This window comes from Streptomyces luteireticuli, assembly GCF_041519305.1.
GTDB lineage: Bacteria > Actinomycetota > Actinomycetes > Streptomycetales > Streptomycetaceae > Streptomyces > Streptomyces luteireticuli.
The window spans coordinates 6,649,699-6,664,911 of the sequence record NZ_CP167927.1 but is presented as its reverse complement, the minus strand read 5'-3'; the positions used below and the strand labels follow the sequence as shown (position 1 = coordinate 6,664,911).

12 protein-coding genes and 2 tRNA genes are annotated in these 15,213 nt (G+C 75.1%); 5 read left to right on the top strand and 9 right to left on the bottom strand.

What is annotated here, in order from left to right:
* Positions 1-24 precede the first annotated feature (24 nt).
* From AB8735_RS30010 to AB8735_RS30000, 3 genes are all read left to right on the top strand, one after another.
* Positions 25-98: transfer RNA gene (locus AB8735_RS30010), tRNA-Lys, on the top strand.
* Positions 99-209: 111 nt separating this feature from the next.
* Positions 210-884 (top strand): 2OG-Fe(II) oxygenase, encoded by a 675-nt coding sequence (locus AB8735_RS30005; RefSeq protein ID WP_372410642.1) that lies wholly within the window; start codon positions 210-212, stop codon positions 882-884.
* Between the two features lie 13 nt (positions 885-897).
* The gene (locus AB8735_RS30000) at positions 898-2,208 is read left to right on the top strand and encodes a hypothetical protein (RefSeq protein ID WP_372410641.1); all 1,311 of its coding nucleotides are present in this window, start codon (positions 898-900) and stop codon (positions 2,206-2,208) included.
* 208 nt (positions 2,209-2,416) lie between these two features.
* Here AB8735_RS30000 and AB8735_RS29995 read toward each other — a convergent pair whose 3' ends face one another.
* On the bottom strand, positions 2,417-4,339 hold the full coding sequence (locus tag AB8735_RS29995; protein WP_372410639.1) for a sensor histidine kinase: 1,923 nt from the start codon (positions 4,337-4,339) through the stop codon (positions 2,417-2,419).
* 92 nt (positions 4,340-4,431) lie between these two features.
* Between AB8735_RS29995 and AB8735_RS29990 the strand changes: the two genes are divergently transcribed.
* Positions 4,432-4,505: transfer RNA gene (locus AB8735_RS29990), tRNA-Lys, on the top strand.
* Here AB8735_RS29990 and AB8735_RS29985 read toward each other — a convergent pair.
* A complete protein-coding gene (locus tag AB8735_RS29985; protein WP_372411938.1) occupies positions 4,467-5,183 on the bottom strand; it encodes a rhomboid-like protein in 717 nt (238 codons plus the stop codon). The two genes, AB8735_RS29990 and AB8735_RS29985, sit on opposite strands and share 39 nt — an antisense overlap.
* 104 nt (positions 5,184-5,287) lie before the next feature.
* Positions 5,288-6,130, bottom strand: a complete 843-nt coding sequence (locus AB8735_RS29980) for a DUF2127 domain-containing protein (protein WP_344026267.1) — start codon at positions 6,128-6,130, stop codon at positions 5,288-5,290.
* 180 nt (positions 6,131-6,310) lie between these two features.
* On the opposite strand from AB8735_RS29980, the gene AB8735_RS29975 reads away from it, so the two are divergent.
* Entirely contained in the window at positions 6,311-7,309 is a 999-nt protein-coding gene (locus AB8735_RS29975; RefSeq protein WP_372411937.1) for a cytochrome c oxidase assembly protein, read from the top strand.
* Here AB8735_RS29975 and AB8735_RS29970 read toward each other — a convergent pair.
* The 6 genes from AB8735_RS29970 to AB8735_RS29945 all read right to left on the bottom strand — a co-directional run bounded on the left by AB8735_RS29970 (position 7,294) and on the right by AB8735_RS29945 (position 15,175).
* Positions 7,294-7,998: a 4'-phosphopantetheinyl transferase superfamily protein gene (locus AB8735_RS29970; protein ID WP_372410637.1), complete on the bottom strand. Its 705-nt coding sequence runs from the start codon at positions 7,996-7,998 to the stop codon at positions 7,294-7,296. The genes AB8735_RS29975 and AB8735_RS29970 overlap by 16 nt on opposite strands.
* Positions 7,999-8,107: 109 nt before the next feature.
* The gene (locus AB8735_RS29965) at positions 8,108-10,660 is read right to left on the bottom strand and encodes a condensation domain-containing protein (protein ID WP_372410635.1); all 2,553 of its coding nucleotides are present in this window, start codon (positions 10,658-10,660) and stop codon (positions 8,108-8,110) included.
* A gap of 5 nt (positions 10,661-10,665) precedes the next feature.
* A complete protein-coding gene (locus tag AB8735_RS29960; protein ID WP_344026273.1) occupies positions 10,666-11,319 on the bottom strand; it encodes an isochorismatase family protein in 654 nt (217 codons plus the stop codon).
* A gap of 22 nt (positions 11,320-11,341) precedes the next feature.
* Positions 11,342-12,997: a (2,3-dihydroxybenzoyl)adenylate synthase gene (locus tag AB8735_RS29955; RefSeq protein ID WP_372410634.1), complete on the bottom strand. Its 1,656-nt coding sequence runs from the start codon at positions 12,995-12,997 to the stop codon at positions 11,342-11,344.
* Positions 12,994-14,202, bottom strand: a complete 1,209-nt coding sequence (gene dhbC / locus AB8735_RS29950) for an isochorismate synthase DhbC (RefSeq protein WP_344026376.1) — start codon at positions 14,200-14,202, stop codon at positions 12,994-12,996. Before dhbC ends, AB8735_RS29955 begins: the two co-directional genes overlap by 4 nt.
* 193 nt (positions 14,203-14,395) lie before the next feature.
* Positions 14,396-15,175, bottom strand: a complete 780-nt coding sequence (locus AB8735_RS29945) for a 2,3-dihydro-2,3-dihydroxybenzoate dehydrogenase (protein ID WP_344026277.1) — start codon at positions 15,173-15,175, stop codon at positions 14,396-14,398.
* Positions 15,176-15,213 lie beyond the last annotated feature (38 nt).

Sequence of the window (15,213 nt, the reverse complement as noted above, 5' to 3'; positions counted from 1 at the left end):
AGAAGATCGGGTAACGTTCTGCCCGCGCCGCTAGCTCAGTTGGTCAGAGCGACTGACTCTTAATCAGTAGGTCCGGGGTTCGAGTCCCTGGTGGCGCACTGATCATCGTGGCCCCCGCCGGTTCGTCCGTCGGGGGCCACGGTCGTTTCGCGCCGTACGCCCGGTGGTACCTCTTGCCGCATGCCCTCACCGGACGCGGAGGTGACCCGATGAGCGAGTACGTGGGACTGGCCGAGGCGCCGCCGTCCGGTGACGCCGCGCCACGGGAGACGGCCACGACGGGGGTGGTCCTGGCCACGCAGCTGTGCCGGTTCGACGACGTGCTGGGCGCGGCAGCGGCCGACCGGCTGCTGGAGGAGGGCTGTCACGCGCTGATGGCCGAGGTCCGGGACCGGGGCGCGGAGGCGGAGTCGGGCGTCCCGCCGGTCTGGCGCTGCGCGGACCAGACGGCGCGGTTCCCCTCGCTGGTGGCCGTGGTGACACGGCTGGCGCCGATGGTGATGACGCTGCTGGGGGTGCCGGTGACGGACGCGCGGGTGTCCTTCGGCCTCACCATGCACAACGAACTCCCGGACGGCGAAAGGGCGGTGGGGCAGGCCCCGGTCCGGGACTCCGCCGGTGCGGGCCGGGTCACCTTCCTCTACCACCTGCACCGCAGGCCGCGCGGGTTCACCGGCGGCCAGACCCGGATCTTCGACAGCACGGTCCGCGAGGGACGGCCGGGCATCGCCGAGTCCTTCCGGGACGTGCAGCCCGACCACGACTCGCTCGTCTTCTTCCCCGCCGACGCCTGGTACCAGATCCGTCCCGTGACGAGCCCGTCCGCGAAGCTGCTGGACAGCCGGTTCGCCTTCCACGGCTGGCTCGGCGCGGCCGACCGGTGATCCCGTGACCCCCGTGCCCCCTTCCGTCCGGCTGACCGTCGCCGTCGTCGTCCGCGACGAGGACCACGACGGGGCGTACTTCAGCGCGCTGGCGCTGCGCCTCCACCATCCCGAGGCGGCCGCCCGCTGCGACCTCCTCGTCGTCGACGGCGATCCGGACGGTTCCGCCGCGCCCGCGCTGCGCGGGCTCCCCTGGCTGCGGTACGCCTCCTGCGACCAGGTGCGCGGCTCGGCCCTGCGGGACCTCGCCGTCCGCGAGGCCCGCACCGAGTGGGTGCTGTGCGTGGACTCCGGGGTGCTGCTCGCGCCCGGCGCGCTCGCCCGCCTCCTCGCCTTCGCGGACGCGCGTCCCGGCACGCGCGACCTGTTCCAGGGGCCCCTGCTGGAGGACGACCTGCGCACCGTGCGCACCCACCGGGACCCGGTGTTCGACGGCGCCTCGTTCGGGACGTGGGGCTGCGACCCGCGCGGCACGGACGCGGACGCGCCGCCGTTCGAGATCGGCATGCAGGACCTGGGGCTGTTCGCCTGCCGGCGGGAGGCGTGGACCGGCTTCAATCCGCGGCTGCGCGGGCACGGCGCGGAGGAGGGATACCTGCACAAGAAGTACCGGGCGGCGGGGGCACGGGTGTTGTGCCTGCCGTTCCTGCGCTGGGCGCGGCGCCGGCCCCTCGCCGCGACCGCTCCGGAGCCGGCCGCGCTCTGCCGCGACCGGCTCCTCGCGTGGGAGGAGGCGGGGCTGGCGGTCGAACCGGTCGTCGAGCACTGCCGGGAGGCGTACGGGGACGTGGTCGACGAGTGGGTGGCGGGACATGCGGCGGAGCGGGGTCACCCGCTCGACTGGTTCGACGCGGTGGTGTGCGTCAACTCCGACGCGTCGCCGTCGCGTTGGGTCGCCGCGTCCCGGCGCTTCCGCCGGATCGGCGCCGACGGGATCGTCCACCGCCTGCCCGCCGTGGCGGCGGGCGAACCGGCGGTCGGGTACGCGCTGTCCCACCGGCGGGCGGTGGAACTGGCGCGGCGCCGGGGGCTCTCCCATGTGCTGGTGCTCGAGGACGACGTCACCTTCTGCCACGACGCGGAGGTGCTGCTGCGGGCGCATGTGGACGAACTGGCGGACCGGCAGTGGACGATGTGCCGGCTGGGCGGGGGCGCCGTCGCGTATCACGGGCGGGTGTTCGAGCGGCTGCTCGCGGAGACGCCTTCGGGGGAAGGGGAGATGGGGGTGTGGGTGGCGGCGCACGGGGGTCTGGAGCGGTATTGCGACCGGCGGTTCGGGGAGGGGGTGGTGGGGGTGACGCCGGCGGTAACGGCGCGGGGGTGATGGCCGCTTCGCGGGGGTTTTGCCCCGGTCCCGCCCTTTCACCGTTTCTTTGCGCTCCGCGCGGGTGTCCTCAAACGCCGGACGGGCTGGATTGGCGCGCCGAATCCAGCCCGTCCGGCGTTTGAGGACTTCGCCCGAAGGGCGAATGGGGTCCGGGGTCTCCCCGGGAAACGGAGAAAGGGCGGGACCGGGGCACAATCCACCCCACTCAACCCACCCGCACCGGCACCACCGCCCGCACCACCGTCCCCCCACCCCTCCGCGGATCCACCGCCACCGCACCCCCGACCTCCTCCGCCAGTTCGGCCAGCAGACGCACCGCCGCCGTCCCCGTCCCGTCGTCCGAGACCTCCACCGCCAACTCCCCGTCCGAGACCGCCAGCCGCAGCCCCGCCTCCGACGCCCCCGCATGCCGCACCGCCTGCGTCAGCGCCTCCTCCGCGATGCGGTACGCCGCCGCCTCGCAGGCCGCGGACAGGTCGGGGACGGTGTCGGGGATCTCGACGGCGATCCGCGCCTCGTCCGAGAAGCGGGCGGCGAGCAGGCGCAGCGCGGCGGGCAGGCCGCGTTCGTCGACGTCCGGCGGGCGCAGCCCGTCCGTGAGGCGGCGTACTTCACGGATGCCGTGCTCCGCACCGGCGCGCGCCGCGTCGAGCATCTGCCGGGGCACCCGGGCCTCCGGACCGTGCAGGAGGGATCCGGCGGTCTCCAGGTTGAGCCGGATCGTGGCGAGGGCGGGCCCGAGCCCGTCGTGCAGTTCGCGCCGCAGCCGCCGTCGTTCGTCCTCGCGGGCGGCCACCACCCGTTCCCGCCCGGCCCGCAGGCCCTCGTGGAGTCCGGTGTCGCGGACGACGGGGGCGAGCCGGGCGGCGAGGAGTTCGAGGACGGCGCGGTCGTCCTCGTCCAGGCCGGCCACGCCGACCGTGAGGCGGCCGACGCACTCGCCGTGGTACCGGAGGTCGACGGTCGCGCTGTCGGCGGACGCCCCTCCCGCGCGGGCGAGTTCGCGGAAGCCCTGCGGCGTCCGCACCGCCAGCGCCGCGGCCGGGAAGCGGAATCCGCGGACGAGGGTGTCGCAGACGGTCCGGGCCGTCTCCGCGGGCGCCCGGCGGCGGGCGAGTTCGTCGCCGAGTCCGTGCAGTGTGCCGTACGGCCGGGCGCGGCGGCCGTACGGCAGCAGGTCGAGGGCGCGCAGCAGCCGGGGGGCGGCGGGCGGGGCGACGAGGGCGACCAGGCCCGAGGCCACGGCGGCGGCGGTGACGCGCGAGGTCCCGAACCCGTCCGTCAGCAGCGCGGACAGCCCGCCGTAGAGACGGGAGAGGGTGAGGCCCAGGACGAGGGCGACGACGACGGGCCGCAGCAGCCGGTCGGGCCGGAGGGGGTCGGCGGCGCAGACGACGGCCGCGGCGACGGCGGCCCCCGTGCCGCCGAACAGCAGGAGCGCGAGCGGCACCTGCGCGAGCGACCGGATCGTCCAGTACGCGCCGCAGGCCGCGAGCAGGACGAGGAGCCGGTGGCGCGCGACGCCCCGGGCGCGTACGGCGCGCGGGACCAGCCACCCCAGCACGACGAAAGCGAGCGCCTGCGGAAGCCAGGGGAAGCGGTCGGCGAGGGACGGGGACGCCAGGGCGCTGCCGTAGACCACCGTCGCCGCGGCGGTGGCCGCGCTGCCGGCCCGCGCCGCGCGTTCGTCCCCGGCGAACCAGAGCGGGAGGAGGGCGAACGCGCCCGCCCCGCCGAGTGCCCCGGCGCTCGTCAGGAGCGGGATCCAGCCGGGCGGCAGGGGACCGAGACCGCTGTCGTGCACGATCTGCGCCGCCGCCGTCCCGTCGAGCACGACGGCGAGCGCGTACAGCCCGGTGAGGCCGGAGACGGCGAACAGGGCGCGGGCGAGGCGCCGTCGGTCCGGGCGGCGGCCGTGCAGGACCGAGACCCCGGCGGCCAGGAAGCAGACGGCCGTCACCGGACTGCCGCCGGTCCGGGCGAGTTCGGCGGGTTCGCCGCCGAGGACGGCCAGGGCGAGCGCGGTCGCGACGGGGGCCAGGCACAGTCCGGCGAGCGCCGTCCCTCCCCAGCCCCTCGTGGACGGGACGACCGGGACAACAGGGGCGAGCGAGCCGTTCGATGACACAAGGTATGTATGCGCTCACAGTTGGTCGATCAATCCTTGCCGGACCTCCGCATCGTTTTGCTTCGAACGGGAGATCGGGTAACCTTCTGCCCGCGCCGCTAGCTCAGTTGGTTAGAGCGACTGACTCTTAATCAGTAGGTCCGGGGTTCGAGTCCCTGGTGGCGCACTGGAATTCGTGGCCCCGCCGGTGAACCGGCGGGGCCACGCCGCTTCTTGGGGGAACGGCGCCCGGGGCGGCGGCCCGCAGCCAGCGCGAGCGCGCGCCCAGCACACCCAGACCCAGTGCCACCAAGTGCCCCGCGTCGGCGAGCTCGTGATCGACCACCCACGCCACGGTGAGCGCCGCCGTGAGCACCGTCAGACCCGCGCGCCGGATCCGCTCGCCCGCGAGGGCCAGCAGACAGGCCAGCGTGGCCACGAGGCCGTAGCTGATGCCCACGTCGCGGGCCCGGGTCAGGGCACCCGGCACATGGGCCAGCCGCATCAGCCACATCGCGCCCTCGGTGAGCAGGGTCGCCACCAGGTGGCCGAAGAGGAAGACGCCCACGCCGCGCGCGGTGCCCCAGCGCCACTCGGCGAGACCGAGCACGGCGGCGACGGCGGCGATGCCGGCCAGGGCCGGCACTCCGTCCACCACCAGGGCGCTGGTGAAGAGCGTCCACCACTTGCCGACTTCGAGGTGGTGGACGTTGCTGCTGATGTGCCGGATGAAGCGCGCCTGCTGACCGGTGGACAGCGTCGCCTGCCAGGCGGCTATGGCCAGCAGCAGGGCCACGTACCCCGTCGTCGCGGGCAGCCGCCGCACCGGGGACGCCCACGGGGCCGTCCGTTCCCCTGCGATCATGCCGCCCGTCACCCCGTCCGCTCCCGGTCGAACCCCGCGTCGTGGGGCGCGGGATGAGAGCGCATGGTAGCCCGAAGCGGTATGGACCGGATAAATCCTCGCGATCAGCCGCCGGGGTAGACCCGCTCCAGCGCCTGCCAGCCGCTGTCGCGCTCCCGCACCGCCTCCTCCGCCCGCCTGCCGCCGCGCAGGCCGAACAGCCGCTTGGCGAACAGGAGATAGACCACCACCGCGAGGTTGATCACCAGGGTGCACAGCTTCAACGGGCTGACGCGCTCGTGCAGCTCGTAGAGCTCCGGGATCAGCAGCACGGTCGTCGCGACGAAGGTGAGGTACTCCGCCCAGCGCTTGGCGCGCCACAGCCCGACCGCCTCCACGCCCTCCAGCACGGCGTACGCGGCGATCACCAGGCCGATGATCCAGAGGGTGCGGTCGTGCACATCGAACGCCTTCTCCAGATCGGCGATCAGGCCGTGGCCGCGCAGGCCGCTGGGGCCGCCGACGCCGTTCTGCAGGTCGTCGACGATCCGGTAGAAGGGGCCCCGGAGCCGGGTGCGCTCGTGGGCGAAGAGGAAGACGGCGACGGCCAGCACGCCGAGGACCAGGAAGTGCACCAGCCGGTCGATCGCGATCAGCCGCAGCACATAGCGGTCCCGCAGCGGCCTGCCGCGCAGCGGGAGTTCGATCTCCGGACGCCCCTCGGGGACCTCGCGCCCGGGCCGGTCCGGCGGTGGCAGCGGCAGCCACGCGTCGCAGCGCAGACAGCGGTGCCAGCGGTGGCCGTCGGACGTCTCGCGCACCAGGAGCGCGTCGCCGGGGCGGACGCGCTCGGCGTCGGTGCCGACGAGGCGGTGGCCGTGGAGCGCGCATTCCAGCAGTTCGTAGCCGATCCTGCGGCGCCGCGGCCGTACGCCCGGAGCGGGCACCAGGCCCGGGGAGTCCGCCACCGATGTCCCCCTTCGTTCCGTCCGCGCAGAATTATTGCGATCCACCCCGCCGTGTGCAGCGCTTTTGGCCTCCCCTTGGCGCTCCCTTGGCCCTACGTCCTCCTTTGTTTTGGGATCGCAAAGAGAGGTGACCCGCCAACCGCCGGATTTTTGGCGTCACTAGGCTCACCCCTCGTGGCAATGGCAAACGGTGTTCTTCCCGCCCCCACGCCCGCCCGGCTGCTCGACACCTGGCAGGCGGACCCCTTCGGGCTCGCGCTCGTCGCGCTGCTCGGCGGGCTCTATGCCTGGGGCGTGGTCCGGCTCCACCGGCGCGGCGAGCGCTGGTCCCCCGCCCGCACGGCGGCCTTCGCGCTCCTGGGGCTCGGGACGATCGCCGTGGCGACGATGTCCTCGCTCGCCGTCTACGGCCACGAGCTGTTCTGGCCCACCGCCCTGCAGAACCTCGCGCTCGACCTCCTCGCCCCGCTCGGCCTGGCCCTCGGCGACCCCCTGGGCCTGGCCCGCCGCGCCCTGTCCGCGGGCGGCGTCGCCCGGCTGGACCGCGCGGTGCGGGGCCGGACGGTGCGCGTCCTGACCTTCCCGCTGGTGACCACCGGGCTGGTGCTCGGCTCCGAACTGGCCGTCTACCTGACCCCGTACCTCGGGACCGCGCTGCGCCACGAGTGGGTGCACCGGCTGCTGTACCTGCATCTGCTCACGGCCGGCTGCCTCTTCGTCCTGCCGATGCTGACGCGCGAGGAGCTGCTGCCCTCCTGGTGCACCCATCCGGTGCGGGCGCTCCTGGTCTTCGTGGACGGGCTGGTGGACGCGGTGCCCGGCATCGTCGTCATGACCAGCGGGACGCTGGTGGCGGACGGCTGGTACGCGACACGGCAGCACGACTGGGGCCCCTCGCCCGCGCACGACCAGGCGCTCGGCGGCGGGCTGATGATCGCCGTCGCGGAACTCGTCGGACTGCCGTTCCTCATCGCCGTGTTCGTGGAGTGGCTGCGCGCGGAGCGGGGGCGGACGGCGGCGCTGGACCGGCGGCTGGACGCGGAGCTGGAGCGGGTGCCTGTGCCTGCCGCGAAGGCGGGGGCGGGGGCGAAGACGGAAGCGAAGGCAGAAGCGGAACTGACCCGCCCGTGGTGGGAGACGGACGGGGGCGTGGTGGGCGAGCGCTACCGGCGCCGCTGAGCCCGGGGGTACGCCCCGGCCAGTGCCACGGCCGCCGTGTACCCCTCCCCCACCTCCACGTCCCGCACCGACCAGCCGTCCGGAGACGCCGGCCGCTCCCCGCAGCCCACGTACGTCACCGACAGGGACTCCCCCAGCCCGGTGCCCGTGCCCTTGAGGTACGCCTCCTTCCGCGTCCAGCAGCGCGCGAACGCCCGCACCCGCTCCGCCTCCGGGAACGCGCGCAGCTCGGCGGCCTCCCGCGGATGCAGCGACCCCGCGACGTCGGCGACCACGGACGCCCTCGGCTCCTGCTCCACGTCCGCGCCCACGGGCACGTCCGCGAAGGCGAGCAGCGCCAGGTCGCCCGCGTGCGAGAGGTTGAAGTGGAGCGGGGCCCCGGCCACCGCGGGACGGCCGTGCGGCTCGCCGCAGCAGGGGCAGGGCTCGCGCACCAGCGCGACGTCCTGCGGCGCCCGGCCCAGGTAGGCGCCGAGCAGCCGGCGCAGCGCGACGTGGGCGGCGACGTAGCGCTCGCGGTGCGCGGGGTGGACGAAGGCGGCGGCGCGGTCGCGTTCGCCCGGGTCGAGGACGTGCTCGTGGCCGCCGGTGCCGTCGGCGCCGCGCAGCAGCCACACGTGCGGGCCGTCGGAGCCGCCCGGGGTCCACGGGCCGGGCAGCGGGCCGTCGCCGAACGGCCGTGGGCGCATGGGCACGCTCCTCACATCGGTCACGTCAGTCATCGGTCACATCGATACCGGCCCCGGCGGCGGCATCCGCCGAGGCCGGAGTCACAGGGTGTGGCTCACGGGGTGTGGCTCACAGGACGTCGCCGAGCAGCTCGACGCCGCCGTCCTCGCGGCGACGGGCCGCCTCGCCCGTACGGTACATGCGCGTGCCCGGCGGACCGTACGGATCGGCCGTGAACCGGGCCGCGGTGCGGGCCGGGCGGCCCGGCCAGCCGGTGGCCAGCACGGCGCCCGCGACGCACAGTTCGCCGGTGACGCCGGGCGGGCAGGGCGCCAGGGTGGCGTCCAGGACATGGAGGCGGGCGTTCCAGCCTGGCCGGAGGGCCACGTCCGTCTCCCCCGGACCGTATGTGTGGCACGCCGCGCCCGCGGCCCCGGCAGGCTCGTAGTGATGGTGCAGCAGGGCACGGAGGCGGTCGGCCGCCGCGGGGCCGGGTGGCGTCCCGTGGGTCAGGACGTGCCGCAGGCGGGTGGGGGCGGGGTCCGCGAGGAGGCGGCCGAGGGGCCCGGCGCCGAGGGCGGCCACGGTGACGCCGTGCGCGCGGACGGCGGCATCCGGCTCCGGGCCGCCGAGGACCAGCGCGGCGCCCTCCCGCAGCGGCCACAGCAGGTCCGCCGGGGAGTCGTGGAAATCCGCCGGCAGGAACCGGTCGTCGGCGGTCAGCCCGTACCGCCCCTGGAGCCAGCGCAGCCGGTTGTCGGCCGCCGACTGCGGGACGACGAGGGCCCGCCCGCCGGAGCGCACGGCGTACGCCGGGTGGTGCGGGGTCAGCGGGCGCCCGGGGTCGGTGGCCGGGAGCCCGCTCAGGTCCACCGCGGACAGGTCCACGACGGGCGCGGTGATGTCCGGTGGCGCGGACGCGCCCGAGGTCAGTACGCAGACGGGAGCGAGCCCTTCGTACGGCCCGGCCGGTCCGCCCGCCTCCGCCAAGAAACCCGCCTCCGCCAAGAAATACGCGCCGCCCGCCTTGAGGACGGCCAGCACGGCCACCACCAGGTCGGCGGAGCGCGGCAGGGCGATGCCGGCGAAGGTGCCGGGGCGCACCCCGAGGGAGGCCAGGTGGTGGGCCAGCCGGTTGGCCCGGGCGTTGAGCTCGGCGTACGTCAGCCGCTCGCCGTCCGCGATCAGGGCGGTCGCGCCGGGGGTGCGGGCCGCCCGGGCCTCGGCCGGGCCGATGAGGGTGGTCGGCGGCAGGGCGGTGGCGGTGTCGTTGAACTCGGCCAGGGCGCGGGCGTGTTCGCCCTCGGCGGCGAGCGGGAGGTGGGGGTCGCGGTCCGCGAGCCGGGCCAGCAGGCCGGCGAGGTCCTGCCGGTGCGCGTCGACGGCGGGCGCGGCGTCGTGGTCGATGCGCAGCCCGCCCCCGTCGGCGTCCCGGAAGGTGACGACGAGGTCGTCGGGCGCGCCTGACGCCAGCGGGTGCAGGGTGGTCGGGGCCCCGGCGAAGGTGATCCCGTCCTCCCGCGGGACGACGTGCACCAGCGGCCCGGCGAGGGAGCGTCCGCCGTCCGGCAGGCCGAGGTCCCTGCGGATGCCGGCCCGGCGCCGCCGCTGGTGCCGCCGGGCCTCGCGGATCCCGAGGTCGGCCTGGCGCACGAGCTCGGCGAAGGTGGTGTCCTCGCCGATGGTCAGCCGCAGCGGCAGCACGTTCGCCACGGCTCCCGGCACGCGGAGGGCGGCGGGGCAGGTGCGGCCGGTCATCGGCAGCCCGAGGACGACGTCACCGGTGCGGCCGCCCCGGCACAGGTGCAGCGCCTGCGCGGCGAGGAGCAGCCCGGTCCAGGATCCCCGCACGGCGGCGGCGAGTTCGCGCAGCCGGGTGGTGGCCGCGGCGTCGAGGTGCGCGGTGTGCCGCAGCCGGATGGGGGCGCCGGCGGGGCCGGTGTCCCCCGTCGCCCCGGCGGGCGGCGCACCCGTGAACCCCGCCAACTTCCGCCGCCAGTACGCCCGGTCGCGGTCGTGGACCGCCGAGGTCCGGTACGCGGTGTCCTTGGCGACCAGGTCGGTCAGCCGGCCGAACGGGCTGGGCCCGGGGTCCGCGCCGGACGCGAGGGCCGTGTAGACCTCGGCCACGCGGCGGTCCACCAGCGCGTGGCCGTGCGTGTCGAGCACCGCGCCGTGGACGCGCCGGTACCACAGCCAGTGCGCGTCGCCGGTCCGGAAGAGGCCGTGGGCGAAGAGCGGACCCATGCCGAGGTCGAAGGGGCGCTCCAGGTCGGAGCGCATCCAGGCCAGGGCCGTGGCGCGGGCGTCGCCGTCGCCGCGCAGGTCGGCGGCGCACAACGGGAAGCCGTGGCCGGGCGGTTCGAGGGCGATGGGCCGCTGGCGCAGCCCGTCCGGGCCCACGGTGATCCGCATCCGCAGGGCGTCGGCCTCGCCGACGGTGCGGTGCAGGGCCTCGGCGAACAGGACGGGGTCGAGCGGCCCGTGGATCTCCCGGTACGCGGCGGTGTTCAGCGCCGGGCTGCGGGGGTCGCGGGCCTGGACGTGCCACAGCTCCGCCTGGGCGGCCGTCAGCGGCAGGCCCGCCGGAACGGCGGTCCCCCCGTCGGCCGGGCCCGCGGTCCGCGGTGCGCGGTCGGCGGGTCCGCACTCGGGGAGGGCCCGGCCTCGGGTGGGGGACATGACCGTCAGTTCCCTTCGAGGTCCGTGAGGAGGTCCGTGAGGAGCCGGTCGGTGGTGGTGACGACGGCGCACTTGGCGGCGGCCCAGCGCAGGGCCATGGCGTGGTCCTCGGCCGAGAAGTCGGCGACGGCGTCGGCGACGAGGAACGGCCTGATGTCGCGCATCCAGGCGTCGCAGGCGGTCATCATCACGCCGATATGGGCGTAGACGCCGACGACGACGAGCTGGTCGCGCCCCTGCGCGGCCATCATCCCGTCCAGGTCGGAGCGGACGAAGGCGCTGTACTTCCACTTGGTGAGGACGGTGTCGTCCGGTCCGGGCGCCACCGCGTCGGCGATCGCCTTCGCCCGCGCGTCGTCGGGCAGGCCGGGCCCCCAGAAGTCCTGCTGGAGCCCGCGCTCGGCGGGGCTCTGGCCGCCGGGCTGGGCGGAGTAGACGACGGGCACGCCCAGCCGGGCGCACTCCTTCTTCAACCGGGAGACGTTGGCGAGGAGTTCGGTGACCGGCGAGGCGCCCTCGGTGAAGGCGCCGAGGAAGTAGTTCTGCAGGTCGTGGACGAGCAGGACGGCGCGGTCCGGGTCGACGGTCCAGTCGACCTTGTTCGCCGGGAGGTCGGCCTCCGTGGGCATGGGATAGGGGGCGATGGCGGGGAGCGCCATGGTGCGGGCCTTTCCGTACTGATCAGTGCTGTTCGGTCGCGGCGGCAAGGTGTGCAGCGATGGCGGCGCGGAGGTCCTTCTTGGAGACCTTGCCGATGCCGGTCTGGGGGAAGGCGGCCACGAACTCGATCCGGTCGGGGATCTTGAAGGCGGCCAGGCCGCGTTCCCGGACGAACTTCTTCAGGGCGGGCGACTTCACCGGCTCCGCGCCCTCCCTCAACACCACATACGCGCAGGTGCGTTCACCGAGGTAGGTGTCGGGCATGGAGACGACGGCGGCGTCGTGCACCGACGGGTGGGCGAGCAGATGGTTCTCGATCTCCTCGGCGGCGACCTTCTCGCCGCCGCGGTTGATCTGGTCCTTGGCCCGGCCCTCGACGACGAGGTGCCCGCTCTCCGTGAGCCGGACGACGTCGCCGGTGCGGTAGAAGCCGTCGGCGGTGAAGGCGGTGGCGTTGTGCTCGGGGGCGCGCCAGTAGCCGCGGATGGTGTACGGGCCGCGGGTGAGCAGGTGCCCGGTGGCGCCGACGGGCAGTTCGGCGTCCTCGTCGTCCACGACGCGGATCTCGTCGTCGGGGCTGATGGGACGGCCCTGGGTGGTGACGATCGTCTCCTCGGGGTCGTCGAGCCGGGTGTAGTTGACCAGGCCCTCCGCCATGCCGAAGACCTGCTGGAGGGTGCAGCCGAGCGCGGGCGTCACCCGGCGGGCGGCCTCCTCGCTGAACTTGGCGCCGCCGACGAGGAGGACGTCCAGGCCGGAGAGGTCGTACGGGGTGCCGGCGGCCGCGGCCTCGGTCCACACCAGGGCGAGCGGCGGCACCAGGCCGGTGATCGTCACGCCCTCGCGCTCGATGAGCGGGAAGGCGACGTCCGGACTGGGGCGCGGGGCGAGGACGACGCGGGCGCCTGCGTACAGCGCACCGAGCGTGCCGGGCGAGCTGAGCGGGAAGTTATGGGCGGCGGGCAGGGCGCACAGATAGACGCTGTGCTCGTCCACCCGGCAGATCTCGTTGGAGCCGCGCAGCGAGTAGATGTAGTCGTCGTGGGTGCGCGGGATGAGCTTGGGGACGCCGGTGGAGCCGCCGGAGAGCTGGAGGAAGGCGAGTTCGTGGGGCTCGGGTCCGTTCTCGAAGGGCACCGGTTCGGCGGGGACGTCGGCCAGCGCGGTGTGCTCGCCGGGGTCGCCGACGACGAGGACGTGCTTGAGGCCGGGGACGTCGGCCCGTACGCGGGAGGCGAGTTCGCGGTAGTCGTAGCCCTCCGCCACGTCCTGGATCACATAGGCGGCGGCCTCGGTGAACGCGCAGAAGTGGCGGATCTCGCTGTCGCGGTGCGCGGGCAGGGCGAAGACGGGCAGCGCGCCGATCCGGAACAGCGCGAAGACGACCTCGAAGAACTCGGCCACATTGGGGAGTTGGACGACGACCCGGTCACCCTTGCCGATGCCCAGGGCGAGGAGCCCGGCGCCGAGCCGGTCGGCGCGCTCGTCCAGTTCCCCGTAGGTCCAGCGGCGCGTCTCCCCGGCGGGGTCGACGATCGCGATCCGCTCGGGGTGGGCGAGGGCCCTCTCGCGCAGCATCCGTCCGAAGGTCTCGCCCTGCCACCAGCCGGCGTCGCGGTAGCGCTCGGCGAACTCGGCGGGATATCCGGGGGCGTCGGGAGTCGTACCGGTGCTCACTGCTCGACCCCCACGGCCTGGAGGAAGGTGCGGAACTTGGCGGCGGTCTCGGCGGTCTCGGCCGCCGGGTCCGACTGCTCGACGATGCCCGCGCCGGCGAACAGCCGCAGCATGCGGCCCTCGGCCTCCGCACAGCGGATGGTGACGACCCATTCGCCGTCGCCGTTGGCGTCGCCCCAGCCGACCATGCCGGTGTAGACGCCGCGGTCGAAGGGTTCGAGCTCGCCGATGACCTCGCGGGCGGTGTCGGCGGGGGTGCCGCAGATGGCCGGGGTGGGGTGCAGGGCACAGGCCAGTTCGAGGGCGGAGACCCCGGGGTCGGCGGGCTCGGCGGTGATGGTGGTGGACAGGTGCCACATGGCGGCGGTGCGCACGAGGGTGGGGCGTTCGGGCACCTCCATCGTGTGGCAGTACGGGGCGAGGGCGTCGCGGATCGCGTCGACGACCATGGCGTGCTCGTACAGGTCCTTCTCGGACTCCAGGAGGGCCGCGGCCCGCCGGACGTCCTCGGCGAGGTCGGCGCTGCGCGGGGTGGAGCCCGCGAGGGGGTTGGTGACGATGCGTCCGCCGCGCTTGGACAGCAGGAGTTCGGGGCTGGCGCCGAGCAGGGTGCGGCCGGGGCCGGAGGGGACGGCGAAGGTGTAGCCGGACGGGTCGCGGCGGGCGAGGCGGCGGAGCAGCCCGGGCAGGTCGGGCTCCTGCGGCGCGGTGAGCTCCAGGGTGCGGGAGAGGACGACCTTGCCGAACTCGCCGCGCTTCATGCGCTCGACGGCCGTGGCGACGGCGGCGGCGTAGCCCTCGGGCGCGGGGACGGGACGGACGTCCCAGTCGAGGGCGGCGGGGGGCGCGGCGGGCAGGACGGTCAGCGGGTCCGCGGCGAGCGGGGGCGCGGAGCGGACGGCCCGGGGGACGGCGAGGGCGGCGGGGACGCCCGGGAGGAAGGGGACGGCGCCGATGACGACGGGGTTCTCGTGGCCGTCGAGCAGCTGGGCGTCGAGCGTCTCGGTGACGCGGCGGTGCAACGGGGTGTCGCCGTGCGGCACTTCGGCGCGCACGCCGTGGGCGAGGAGGGTGCGGGTGGGCGAGGCGAAGAAGCGGGCGTCGCGGTGGTCGTACGCCTCCAGCAGCGCGGTCGCGGCGCCGACGGTGTCCGGCCCCGGTGCGGTTCCGGCGGCTGCGGTTCCGGCGGGTACGGCCTCCGGCATGGCTTCCGGTATCGCTTCCGGTACGGTGTCGGATCCGCTCGGCCGGGCGGTCACGTGCTGAGCCGTGGTCACCGGGTGCTCCGTTCCTCCGGTGCGCCTGCACCGGGCGTGGGGTGGGGGTGGCGGTGGGTGGGGGTGTGGTCTGGTGCCGGCCGGCCCGCGGGGCGGCGCTCCGGACCGGCGAAACGGTCCGTCAGACGCGCAGCGTGGCCCCGCCGTCGACGTAGAGGTCGTGCATGGTGATGTGCCGGGCGCGGTCGGAGACGAGGAAGGCGACGGCCTCGGCGACGTCGGAGGGCTGCGCGATGCGGCCGAGGGGGATGCCGGTCCGATAGGTCTCCGGGTCGCCGTCGATGACCTTGGCGGGCGGCTTGTCGTCGTCCCACAGCTGCCGCTGCATGGCGGTGTCGGTGGAGCCGGGCGAGACGACGTTGCAGCGCACGCCGCTGCGGCCGAGTTCGAGCCCGAGGCACTTGGTGAACATGGTGGCGGCGGCCTTGGAGGCGGCGTACGCGGCCATGCCGGTGCGGGGGACGCCGGCGGCGTTGGAGCCGACGGTGACGATGCAGCCGGCGCGGCGGGCGGCCATCCGGCGGGCGACGGCGCGGGAGGCGGTGAAGACGCCGGTGGAGTTGACGGCGAAGGTCCGCTCCCACACCTCGTCGGTGAGCTCGACGACGGGCGAAGGGCGCAGGATCCCGGCGACGTTGACGAGGATGTCGAGCGGGCCCAGCGTGCGCTCGACCTCCTCGACGACGGCCTCGACGGCGGCGCCGTCGGCGACGTCGGCGGTACGGGCCGCGACGCGCTCCGCGCCGAGGTCGGCCGCGAGCTTCTCCACCCCGTCGGGCACCAGGTCCAGGGCCGCGACCCGGGCTCCCCGTTCGACGAGGGCCCGGACGACGGCCTCGCCTATGCCTTGCCCGGCGCCGGTGACCAGCGCGACTCGGCCGGAGAGTTCTGACTGCTCCACGACGGTTCCCCACCATTCCGCTTGAATAAGGTAAGCCT